The 12,884-nt window shown below is 40.3% G+C and carries 9 protein-coding genes; all 9 read left to right on the top strand.

Annotated features, from left to right (window positions below):
• The first annotated feature begins 4 nt into the window (after positions 1-4).
• Positions 5-2,137 (top strand): class 1b ribonucleoside-diphosphate reductase subunit alpha, encoded by a 2,133-nt coding sequence (gene nrdE, locus M1E86_RS04855; RefSeq protein ID WP_213914221.1) that lies wholly within the window; start codon positions 5-7, stop codon positions 2,135-2,137.
• A 13-nt stretch (positions 2,138-2,150) separates the two neighbouring features.
• Entirely contained in the window at positions 2,151-3,122 is a 972-nt protein-coding gene (gene nrdF, locus M1E86_RS04850; protein ID WP_125894228.1) for a class 1b ribonucleoside-diphosphate reductase subunit beta, read from the top strand.
• A 742-nt stretch (positions 3,123-3,864) separates the two neighbouring features.
• Positions 3,865-5,064 (top strand): glycine betaine/L-proline ABC transporter ATP-binding protein ProV, encoded by a 1,200-nt coding sequence (gene proV / locus M1E86_RS04845; RefSeq protein ID WP_213914220.1) that lies wholly within the window; start codon positions 3,865-3,867, stop codon positions 5,062-5,064.
• Entirely contained in the window at positions 5,057-6,232 is a 1,176-nt protein-coding gene (gene proW / locus M1E86_RS04840; RefSeq protein ID WP_125894232.1) for a glycine betaine/L-proline ABC transporter permease ProW, read from the top strand. The genes proV and proW overlap by 8 nt, the downstream gene beginning before the upstream one ends.
• A 102-nt stretch (positions 6,233-6,334) precedes the next feature.
• Positions 6,335-7,330 carry a glycine betaine/L-proline ABC transporter substrate-binding protein ProX gene (gene proX, locus M1E86_RS04835; RefSeq protein WP_102138282.1) on the top strand — a complete coding sequence of 332 codons (996 nt, stop codon included), beginning with the start codon at positions 6,335-6,337 and terminating at the stop codon, positions 7,328-7,330.
• Between the two features lie 130 nt (positions 7,331-7,460).
• Complete coding sequence (locus M1E86_RS04830; protein ID WP_213914219.1) at positions 7,461-8,660, top strand: MFS transporter; 1,200 nt, start codon at positions 7,461-7,463, stop codon at positions 8,658-8,660.
• A gap of 654 nt (positions 8,661-9,314) precedes the next feature.
• On the top strand, positions 9,315-9,830 hold the full coding sequence (gene mprA / locus M1E86_RS04825) for a transcriptional repressor MprA (RefSeq protein WP_125894236.1): 516 nt from the start codon (positions 9,315-9,317) through the stop codon (positions 9,828-9,830).
• Positions 9,831-10,046: 216 nt separating this feature from the next.
• Positions 10,047-11,228, top strand: coding sequence for a multidrug efflux MFS transporter periplasmic adaptor subunit EmrA (gene emrA / locus M1E86_RS04820; RefSeq protein WP_213914218.1), 1,182 nt, complete (start codon positions 10,047-10,049; stop codon positions 11,226-11,228).
• A gap of 14 nt (positions 11,229-11,242) precedes the next feature.
• A complete protein-coding gene (gene emrB / locus M1E86_RS04815) occupies positions 11,243-12,778 on the top strand; it encodes a multidrug efflux MFS transporter permease subunit EmrB (RefSeq protein ID WP_125894240.1) in 1,536 nt (511 codons plus the stop codon).
• The last annotated feature ends 106 nt before the right edge of the window (positions 12,779-12,884 follow it).

Raw genomic sequence — 12,884 nt, 5'->3', positions numbered from 1 at the left:
TCAAATGGATAAAATGCAAAATACATCAGATGTCGATTATCATGCACTCAATGCAATGTTAAATTTATATGATAACGAAGGCCGTATTCAATTTGATAAGGACAAAGAAGCGGCTCACCACTATTTTCGACAGCATGTGAACCAAAACACCGTATTTTTCCATGATTTAAAAGAAAAATTAGACTTTTTAGTACAAGAAAATTATTACGAAGAAAGTGTATTAGAACAATATGACTTTGAATTTATCAAAGCATTATTTAAACAGGCATACGCTCACAAATTCCGTTTTCAAACATTCCTAGGTGCCTTTAAATATTACACTAGCTATACACTGAAAACTTTTGATGGCAAACGCTATCTCGAACGCTATGAAGATCGCGTCTGTATGGTTGCCTTAACACTTGCTCAAGGAGATGAGTCCCTTGCTAAGTTATATGTCGATGAAATTATTACGGGTCGTTTTCAACCTGCAACGCCCACTTTCCTGAACTGCGGAAAAAAACAACGCGGTGAGCTAATTTCTTGTTTTCTTTTAAGAATCGAAGATAACATGGAATCCATTGGTCGCTCAGTAAATTCCGCTTTGCAGTTATCCAAACGCGGGGGTGGTGTCGCCTTTCTGATGACTAATTTACGCGAGCAAGGCGCCCCAATAAAATTGATTGAAAACCAATCTTCTGGGGTTGTTCCTGTCATGAAAATGTTGGAAGACGCATTTTCTTATGCGAACCAACTCGGTGCTAGGCAAGGTGCTGGTGCAGTCTATTTGAACGCTCATCACCCTGATATTATGCGTTTTCTTGACACTAAGCGTGAAAATGCGGATGAAAAAATACGGATTAAAACACTATCTTTAGGGGTCGTGATCCCTGATATCACTTTCCAACTAGCGAAAGATAACCAGGACATGTATTTGTTCTCCCCTTATGATATTGAGCGCATCTATGGTGTCCCTATGTCTGAGATTAGTGTTACAGACAAATACCATGAAATGGTCAATAACAAAGGGATAAAAAAATACAAAATTAATGCGCGTGAGTTTTTCCAAACTTTAGCTGAGATCCAGTTTGAATCTGGATATCCGTATATTTTATTTGAAGATACGGCCAACCGAGCTAACCCTATCGCAGGGCGCATTAATATGAGCAATCTGTGCTCAGAAATACTGCAAGTTAATCGCCCAAGTGTTTATGAAGACGATTTAAGCTATCAACAAATTGGTAAAGATATTAGCTGTAATTTAGGCTCCATGAATATCGCTAAAACGATGGATTCACCAAATTTCGCACAATCAATAGCTGCTGCTGTTAGAGCATTGAGTGCGGTTTCAGATATGAGTGATATTCGTTCTGTCCCTTCCATTGCTGAAGGTAACCGGCAATCACATGCGATTGGATTAGGGCAAATGAATTTACATGGCTACTTGGCAAGGGAGCATATCTATTACGGCTCAGAAGAAGCGCTCGATTTCACCAATATCTATTTTTATGCCGTCACCTATTACGCATTAAAAACATCCAATCAATTAGCTATTGAAAGAAAAACTGCATTTGTTGGTTTTGAACATTCAACTTATGCCTCTGGTGATTATTTTGATAAATATATCAACAATATTTGGCTACCAAAAACACAAACCGTTCAGGAATTATTCCGGCGTTCGGGTATCGAAATTCCAACTCGTGAAGATTGGCAGGCCTTAAAACAGTCTGTCATTACCTATGGGATTTATAACCAGAACTTGCAAGCGATCCCGCCTACAGGGTCTATCTCATACATCAATAATTCAACATCAAGCATCCACCCCATTGTTTCACGAATTGAAATTCGTAAAGAAGGTAAAATTGGTCGTGTTTATTACCCTGCTCCTTTTATGACGAATGAGAACTTAGAATATTACCAAGATGCTTACCAAATCGGTCCTGAAAAAATTATTGATACTTACGCCATGGCAACTCAGCACGTTGACCAAGGTTTATCTCTGACACTCTTTTTTAAAGATGATGCCACTACACGAGATATTAACCGAGCGCAAATATATGCTTGGCGAAAAGGAATTAAGACATTGTATTACATCCGATTACGCCAAACCGCCCTCGAAGGAACAGAGGTCGAAGGCTGCGTATCTTGCACTTTGTAATAGGAAAATATTTATGACCACCAGCACATCTAACACACCAGTAAAAGCCATTAATTGGAACCGCATTCAGGATGATAAAGACTTAGAAGTATGGAACCGATTAACCAGTAATTTCTGGCTTCCAGAAAAAGTGCCATTATCTAATGATATTCCTTCTTGGAATACCCTAACTGCTGCAGAAAAACAGCTGACTATACGTGTATTTACTGGCCTCACTCTACTAGATACCATTCAAAATACGGTTGGTGCGCCTTGTTTAATGCCAGATGCTCAAACACCTCATGAAGAAGCGGTTTTATCAAATATTAGTTTTATGGAAGCCGTACATGCACGCTCTTATAGCTCAATATTTTCAACACTTTGTTCAACGATTGATGTCGATGATGCATACCGCTGGAGTGAAGAAAACATTGCATTGCAAAATAAAGCGAAGATCATCCTATCTTACTATTGTGATTCACACCCTTTAAAGAAAAAGGTCGCTAGCGTCTTTTTAGAGTCATTCCTATTTTATTCAGGCTTCTATTTACCGATGTATTGGTCAAGTAGAGGGAAGTTAACTAATACCGCCGATCTTATACGTTTAATTATTCGAGATGAAGCTATACATGGCTATTATATTGGTTATAAATTCCAAAAATCATTAACACAATATGATGAGAATGCCCAAAAAGAAATTAAGGATTTCACATTTTCATTATTATTCGATTTATATGAAAATGAAGTGAGATATACCCAAGAACTTTATGACTCTGTAGGGTGGTCGGAAGATGTCAAAAAATTCCTTCATTACAATGCAAATAAAGCATTAATGAACTTAGGTTATGAAGCCTTATTTCCAGATACTGTGACCGATGTGAGTGCCGCGATATTATCGGCATTATCTCCTGATGCAAATGAAAATCATGATTTCTTTTCAGGGTCAGGTTCATCTTATATTATTGGTAAAGCAGTCAGTACCGAAGATGATGACTGGGATTTTTAACCAAATCGTTAATTTGGTTTATCAATAAAAATAACTCACAATAAAAATCATACCATGATGAATTATAACGAAATTATTTATCATGGTATTTTTTAGTTCAACAAACGAACAATTTCGTTCGTTTTTTATATGTATATCTGTTCAATTGTTCATTTTTAATGAGTTAACCTGGCCTTATTTCTCAATTCAATCAAGTTTCACCTCATTTTAGATAAATTTAATTAATGTATTCACTGTTAATTTCTTTTTTTTTCACCTATCAACCTAGCATCTGTTTCACCTAAAAATAGAACAGAACATGTAATCCCCACATTGATAAATTAAATGTAAATTATTTTTAAATAAATTCAATCTCACCAGCAAGTTAACATTAACATGAATATTATAGAGGTCATTAGTATATAGCTTAGATATCGATTTTATTTACACGAATAAAATCATTATTCCTCTCTAATTTTTTGATTAATTATACTTAACCTAGGGTTGTCAGCTGATTTTATTATGCTAGGGTTTATTGCTTGCAAATTTTACTAATAACTCAAACGGAGGAATTTGAATTTAATCCATAATTAACTAGCCCATTAAACTAAATATAGGAATCTCTGCCCTAATAATTTTCAAAGGATAATCATAGTTAGAAAGCATAGTTAGGAAACATAGTGTTAACTATCACTATAGAATTCATCACATTCAATATAGGTAATTTATCTTCCTTGTTGATTGAAAATTGGGTAAATAATATATGGCAATAAAATTACAAGTTAAAAATTTATATAAAATATTTGGGGATAACCCTGATCAAGCATTTAAGCTATTAGAATCAGGTATGAATAAAGATGATATCTTTGAAAAAACAGGCCTTACCGTAGGTGTTCAAGATGTTAATCTGACGATTGAAGAAGGCGAAATCTTTGTTGTCATGGGACTTTCTGGCTCAGGGAAATCGACCTTGGTGCGCCTCCTCAATCGCCTGATAGAACCGACTAGCGGGCAAGTCATGATAGATGGAGACGATATTTCCAATATCTCTGACAAAGCACTGCGCGAAGTTAGGCGAACAAAAATTAGTATGGTGTTTCAATCCTTTGCATTGATGCCACATATGAGCGTTATCGATAACACTGCTTTTGGCATGGAACTTTCTGGTATCCCAAAAGAAGAGCGCCATAAGAAAGCCATGAATGCGCTTGAGCAAGTTAACCTTGAAAAATGGGCAAATTCATATCCAGATGAGCTATCTGGCGGGATGCGCCAACGTATCGGGTTAGCCAGAGCACTCGCCAATGATCCTGATATTCTGTTAATGGATGAAGCATTCTCAGCTCTCGACCCATTAATCCGTACTGAAATGCAAGATGAACTGCTCTCCTTGCAAGGGGACAAACAACGCACGATTGTCTTTATTTCCCATGATCTTGATGAAGCCATGAGAATTGGTGACCGCATTGCCATTATGCAAGGAGGCGTTGTCGTTCAGGTCGGCACACCTGATGAGATACTCAATAACCCCGCGAATGACTACGTTAAGACCTTTTTCCGCGGTGTAGATATCAGCCAAGTTTTCAGTGCTAAGGACATCGCACGCAGACGGCCAAATGCTCTATTGCACATCGCACCGGGTTTTGGTCCCCGTTCCGCGCTAAAAGTCCTCAACGATGAAGATCGCTATCACGGTTATTTAATCTCTCGAGGACATACTTTTGCTGGTGTGGTTTCTGTTGAATCCTTAGAGAAAGCGCTTCATGAAAAAGCAGGTATTGAAGCCGCAATTTTAACTGATATCGAACCCATTCAAGGTGATACATCCTTAAATGAAGTTATTTCTACAGTAGCACAGGCCCCTTGCGCCGTTCCGGTTATTAACGAAAAAAACCGGTATTTGGGCGTGATTTCAAAAGGAATGCTGTTACAAGCGCTGGATAAGGAGACACCAAATGAGTAAGCAAAATCAAGAAACAACGACGAACCAACAAGATCCATGGGCTGATACTGAAGTCACTGATACACCAACACAAGGTACTGAAAATACACCAGCTGATGACCCATGGGCAGCAACAAGCTCTAGCGAGACAAATACCTCTGCGGATGATCCTTGGGGCAATGCATCGGACACAACAACACCTGCTGATACCAGTTCGAGTGATTGGCTTGATGCCGCCCCAACAGATAGCATCATACCTGACCAGTTTAATATTATGGATCCCTTCCAGCACACACTGATCCCCCTTGATTCATGGGTTGCGCATGCAATTGACTGGGTTGTCCTCAACTTTCGTCCGGTATTCCAAGGGATACGAGCCCCTATTGATTTCATTTTGAGTGGGTTTGAACAATTTCTTACCTCACTTCCGTCCCCCGTTGCCATTATCATTTTCGCGTTACTCGCTTGGCAATTAGCAGGACGTGCAATGGGTGTGGCCACATTTATTTCGATGATAGTCATCGGAGCAATTGGGGCTTGGTCGGAAGCCATGGTGACACTCTCTCTGGTCCTCACGTCTTTACTATTTTGTATTGTGATAGGACTACCGTTAGGTATTTGGCTAGCGCGTAGTGATAGAGCCGCTAAAGTTATTCGCCCATTACTTGATGCGATGCAAACCACACCCGCATTTGTCTATTTAGTCCCGATTGTTATGTTATTTGGTATCGGTAATGTGCCTGGTGTCGTCGTCACCATAATATTTGCTCTACCGCCAATCATTCGTTTAACCATTTTAGGGATCAAACAAGTCCCAGCTGACTTAATTGAAGCCGCTGAGTCATTCGGTGCAAGTCCCCGCCAAATGCTATTTAAAGTGCAATTGCCACTGGCAATGCCAACCATTATGGCCGGGGTAAACCAAACCTTAATGTTAGCGCTGTCGATGGTTGTTATCGCATCAATGATCGCCGTCGGAGGCTTAGGCCAAATGGTCTTACGGGGTATTGGTCGCCTTGATATGGGTCTCGCATCTGTCGGAGGGGTCGGTATTGTTATCCTAGCTATCATTTTAGACCGTTTTACCCAATCTTTGGGGCAAGATACGCGCGGCAAAACATCATGTCGTTGGTATCAAAAAGGCCCTATTGGGTTAGTTATGCGCCCATTTTGTAAAAAAAACCATTAATCAAAACATCCTCCATTCACCTGAGTGCCATTCACGTGGCACCTAACTTGGCTCTTAACTTTAAAGCCAAGCTCGCTGCGAAAAAACAGAGGGAACAATATAATGAAACATAAAATCATTCTTGCATCTGCACTAACAGCCATATTTACCGTCCCATTAGCAAGTGCTGACGACCTACCGGGCAAAGGGATAAAAATTAACCCTGTTCAAAGTACGATCAGTGAGGAAACGTTCCAAACACTGATTGTGGCGAAAGCCCTTGAAGAGCTCGGCTATGATGTTCAACCTATCAAAGAGGTCGACTATAACGTGGCTTACGCCTCTATTGCGAACGGTGATGCAACTTACTTAGCCACCAGCTGGGTTCCTTTACATAATGCGCAATATGACGCCGCTGGCGGTGATAATGTGTTCTACCGCCAAGGCAACTATGTTGTCAATGCGGCCCAAGGCTACCTTATTGACAAAAAAACGGCTGAGAAATACAACATTACCAATGTTGAGCAACTCAAAGACCCTAAAATTGCTAAACTCTTCGATTCAAATGGTAATGGTAAAGCGGATTTAACGGGATGTAACCCAGGTTGGGGCTGTGAAGCTGCGATTAATAACCACTTAAAAGCTTATGACCTAGAAAAAACGGTCGACCATAACCAAGGTAACTACGCCGCGATGATGGCGGATACCATTACCCGATATAAAGAAGGTAAGCCTATTTTATATTATACTTGGACGCCTTACTGGATAAGTGATGTCCTCAAGCCGGGTCGTGACGTGGTCTGGTTAGAAGTACCATTCTCTTCAATGCCAAATGGTGAAAAAACAGATACCGCATTACCTAACGGAAAAAACTATGGTTTCCCACCGAATACCATGCATATCGTCGCCAATAAAAAATGGGCTGCGGATAACCCTGCTGCAGCAAAATTATTTGAAGTAATGAAGCTGCCTATTGCCGATATTAATGCGCAGAATTTAAGAATGCATAACGGTGAAGCATCACAATCAGACATTCAGCGCCACACAAATGCTTGGATCAAAGCTCACCAATCCACTTTTGATGGTTGGGTAAAGGAAGCCCAAGCAGCCGCTAAATAAGAACAAACAACCCAATTAATAACCTTAGCCACCCTAGCCGGTGGCTTTTTTGTATCAATGACAAAAAGAAATAAACCAAGGTAATAAATTTTGTTTATAGTAGTCGCCTAGCTAATAATAGGTAATCCTCATGAAACAGACCCAAACTGCAGAGCTAACAACAGGCCTCACTATTTTAATGGCCATTGCCACAGGTCTCGTCGTTGCCAGTAATTACTATGCTCAACCGCTTTTAGACACTATTGCGGGGCAGTTTAATTTAACCACGAATATGGCTGGGTTTATTGTCACTGCGGCCCAGCTGGGCTATGCGGCAGGTTTACTTTTTTTAGTCCCTTTGGGCGACTTGTTTGAACGTAAGCGTTTAATTTTAACCATGACCTTTCTTTCGGCATTAGGGTTATTAATTACAGCGCTTTCAAATAATGTTTGGCAAATCCTTTTAGGTACCGCCCTGACAGGGCTGTTTTCTGTTGTCGCACAGGTCCTGATCCCACTCGCTGCATCTATTGCTAAGCCACATAAACGCGGTAAAGCGGTAGGAATGATCATGAGTGGGTTATTACTGGGAATTCTACTTGCAAGAACCGTTTCAGGCGCTGTTGCTATGGTCGGTGGTTGGCGTGCTATCTATTGGGTGGCTTTTGCATTATTGATGCTGTTAATGATTGTTCTAGCAATTAAACTCCCTCGTTACCATCAAAAAACCAACCTAAACTATTTTCAGCTGATTTGCTCTATTGGCCGACTATTTTTTGGAACCCCAGTACTTGCGGTACGCGCTTCGCTCGGTGCATTATCATTTGCCAATTTTGGTTTGTTATGGACAGCAATGGCTTTTTTGTTAGCCAGCCCACCATTCAACTATTCTGAAGGGACTATTGGCTTATTTGGCCTAGTCGGTGCCGCAGGTGCACTCATGGCTTCCCAAGCAGGGCATCTTGTCGATAAAGGAAAAGGAAAAATCATCACAACAATCGGACTAGTTTTATTACTATTGTCCTGGATACCCATCGGTTTAGCTAAATATTCTCTCGTCGCCTTTATCATCGGAGTTTTGGTGCTAGACCTTGCGGTGCAAGCCGTCCATGTCACGAGCCAGAGTACGTTATATCGTATATTACCCGAAGCGCGCAATCGCCTAACGGCCGGCTATATGACGAGTTATTTCATAGGCGGAGCACTCGGCTCCCTGCTTTCAGGTTATGCCTATGAACATGCAGGTTGGGAAGGCGTAGCTGTTGCAGGGGCAATTTTGACGACCCTAAGTTTAATCATTTGGGCTATTGGTATTCGTTTTGATCCCATCATCACCATAACTGATGACTAGTTGCTACTCATACTGATATCAATCTCTTTTTAGATAACGATTTTTTGAGCTCTCCTTAATATATAAAAAATCATAATACATTAAAGTGATGAGCCTCAATCTTATCTACCAATATGTTGAACAAGTAAACCATTTATCATAGAACTAATAGTTATCAACTGTAATAGTAAACAAAGTAAATATTAGTGAATGACACAGTTAAACAAATACAATGACTCTATAAAAAGGTAGTATAACTGTTAAGATCTCAAATTACTGTTACGTCAAATAATGTTTTAATTACACAAAAATAGGTAGTTATACCTATTAGCTAAGTGTATCTATCTAAGTTGTAATTATTGGGTAACAAAAAAAATGGTATTGAGTTAATGTCATGTGATTATATATTGTTTCATATGATTGAAATTAGCCTTTAATTGAGTGTTAAATTGGTTATTTTGCAACCAAAAGTGACGCTATCAGTATAAAATAGTTAGTACGCTATACTAGAATAGGTAAATTACATTCATAAAATTTATGAATCATGTATCATTATCAAAATAAAATCGGCGATATTAATTAAGTACAATTGCTAATTCTATCTTTTAATATACCATTTAGATGGTTGATGACAGTTGTAATCTTACCAACTGAAACTAATAAGGTATCCCAATAATGGAAAGTTCATTTACACCTACTGAAGAGTTACTCAATACTCGTGTAGAACAGCAAGATTCACATGAAAACCCTATTCCGTATCAAGAAATTCTTTTAACACGCCTATGTATGCATGTTCATGGGAAATTACTTGAAGCGCGAAATAATATGTTAAGGTCCCAAGGTATTAATGAAACACTATTTATGGCGCTCATGATCCTTGATACAAAAGACTCCCGCAGTATTCAGCCATCTGAACTCAGTGCTGCCCTTGGTTCCTCTCGAACCAATGCGACACGCATTGCAGATGAACTGGAAAAAAATGGTTGGATTGAACGCAAAGAGAGTCACAATGATAGACGTTGCCTTCATCTACACCTCACAGAAAAAGGGGCTGAATTTTTAAATGGTCTATTACCACCTCAACACAGCGCATTAATTGATATTTGGTCTGTTTTAGATATTGATGAAAAACAACAACTTAATACGCTGATGCGTAAATTACTGACAAAACTGGATACTATAAAAGATTAACCATTATTTTTGTAAGGTTAATGTATTTGAGCCATTCTTAAGCTCAACGGTGAAAAAAAACTTTTCACCCAATAATATATCATTATCCTTTCACCCTTATGCTTTACGATATCCCATCAAACAGCAAAATCATTTGTAGTCTCAGTTTCCAGTGGTTAACACCTAACTACTGGAAACAACCGTGATCCTTATCCATAAAAATGGAGAAATACGAGTATGAGTTCCCCTGAGGAAATGCAACAAACGCAAACTCACCAACCAAATAAAAAAAGACAACGCAAAAATGCGCTTATCTTTTTGACGCTATTGTTTATTATTATAGGCGTTGGCTGGGGGGTCTACTGGTATCTCGTTCTTCGCCACTATGAGTCAACAGACAACGCTTATGTCGCGGGGAATCAGGTGCAAATACAATCCCAAGTTTCCGGGAGCGTCATGACGGTCAATGTGGATAATACCGATTTTGTAACCAGTGGTACCGTTTTGGTTGAACTCGACCCACGAGATGCCGAGTTAACCCTCGATAAAGCAAAAACAGAATTAGCAAATAGCGTGCGTCAGACCCGCCAGCACATGGTTAATAGCCGCCAACTCCAAGCCAATATTCAGGTAAAACGTTCTGAATTAAACCGCTTACAGAATGATTTAAAACGTCGAGAAGTGTTAGGCAGCAGCCATGTTATTGGTAAAGAAGAACTGCAACACGCTAGAGAAGCCGTTGTCAGTGCAAAAGCTGCGTTAGACATGGCAATAGAACAGTATAATGCGAATCAAGCCATCGTTTTAAATAGCTCAATTGAAAAACAACCGGCTGTAGAACAAGCAGCGACCCAAGTTAGAAATGCTTGGCTGACCTTACAACGAACTAAAATTGTTAGCCCTGTTGATGGCTATGTTTCTCGTCGCAGTGTACAAGTGGGCTCACAAATCACCCCTTCAACACCGTTAATGGCCATCGTCCCTTCCAAGGGAATGTGGATTGATGCGAACTTTAAAGAAACACAACTTGCAGATATGCGAATCGGCCAGTCAGCGAAGGTCACGACTGATTTTTACGGTAAAGATATCGTATTCAACGGCACTGTTGTGGGACTTGATATGGGAACAGGTAGCGCATTCTCTTTATTACCTGCACAAAATGCCAGTGGTAACTGGATCAAGGTCGTCCAGCGCCTTCCTGTACGTATTGCCTTAGATGAAACTCAGCTTGAAGAGCATCCACTACGTATCGGTTTATCCACCGAAGTGACGGTTGATACGTTAGATAAAAACGGCAAAGTACTTTCTAAAGGGATGCGCGACACCCCCGCTTACCATACCGCTGCACTAGCGGTGGATATGTCTCCTGTCGACAAAATAGTTACTGAGATAATTAATAATAACCTAGGAAATCAATAGGTGGAGGTGCAATCGTGACGACAGCACCTTTAACGGGATCAAAACTCGCCTGGATGACGATTGCCCTTTCGTTGGCAACATTTATGCAAGTTCTTGATTCCACAATTGCTAACGTAGCTATTCCGACCATTGCTGGAAACTTAGGAGCATCCAACTCACAAGGGACATGGGTAATAACCTCTTTTGGTGTTGCCAATGCCATCTCCATCCCTGTTACTGGTTGGTTAGCGCGTAGGATTGGTGAAGTCAGGCTATTTTTATGGTCTACAGGCTTATTCGCTTTAACTTCATGGTTGTGCGGTATTTCCGGCAGCTTAGAGATGTTGATCTTATTCCGTGTTTTACAAGGTTTAGTTGCAGGGCCGCTCATTCCTTTGTCCCAGAGTCTGCTGCTTAATAATTACCCTCCCGCTAAACGCAATATGGCACTCGCGCTTTGGTCAATGACTATCGTGATTGCCCCGATTTGTGGGCCTATTCTTGGTGGCTATATTAGTGATAACTACCATTGGGGCTGGATATTTTTTATCAATGTACCATTTAGTATTGCGATTATTTTTGCCATCATGCATACCTTAAAAGGCCGTGAAACTAAAATATCTATTCAGCGTATTGATACTATTGGTTTAGTACTCTTGGTTGTCGGTATTGGTGCGTTACAAATCATGCTTGACCAAGGCAAAGAGTTGGATTGGTTTAATTCGACTGAAATTATCGTCCTAACCGTTATTGCCGTTGTCGCAATTGCCTTTTTAATTGTTTGGGAGCTCACAGACGACCATCCTGTCATCGACTTGTCCCTGTTTAAAGAACGCAACTTTACGATTGGCTGTTTGTCCCTAAGTCTGGCTTACATGCTCTATTTTGGGACGATTGTCTTACTGCCACAATTGCTGCAAGAGGTTTATGGTTATACAGCAACCTGGGCTGGGTTAGCCTCTGCTCCTGTAGGGTTATTACCGCTACTGATTACGCCAATTATAGGCCGCTTTGGTAACCGAATTGATATGCGTTATTTAGTTACATTCAGCTTTATTATCTATGCCGTTTGTTACTATTGGCGTGCTTATACTTTCGAACCTGGAATGAGTTTTGCTGAAGCCGCTTGGCCACAATTTGTGCAGGGCTTAGCCATCGCTTGCTTCTTTATGCCTTTAACAACCATTACGTTATCTGGCTTACCACCAGAAAAAATGGCCTCTGCATCAAGTTTGTCCAACTTTACACGTACCTTAGCTGGAGCGATCGGGACATCGATAACCACAACCATGTGGACCCAAAGAGAGTCAATGCACCACGAAAACCTTGCTGAGTTTGTTAACCCATACAACCCAAATGCCCAACAGATGTACAGTGAACTGGCAAAAATGGGTATGAATGAGCAGCAAAGTGCAGCCTACCTAGCTAAAACCATTACTGACCAAGGGCTGATCATGTCAGCCAATGAGATATTTTGGCTCTCAGCTGGGATCTTTATCCTACTGATGGTTATTGTCTGGTTCGCTAAGCCACCATTTGGGGCGGGTTCAAAAGACGGTGGTGCTCATTAATGAGGCCATCCCACTAAGTCGTCTTGATGAGAGATATCAAAAAGCCATACATAGCAGGAAACACATCCTTTTATGTATGGCTTTAGATATCTTATAACGAAAAAGT

Origin of the sequence: Providencia sp. PROV200, assembly GCF_049901995.1 — a bacterium.
GTDB classification, from domain to species: domain Bacteria; phylum Pseudomonadota; class Gammaproteobacteria; order Enterobacterales; family Enterobacteriaceae; genus Providencia; species Providencia rettgeri_E.
The sequence above is the reverse complement of the archived record's forward strand: the minus strand, read 5'-3'. Positions and strand labels throughout refer to the sequence as shown.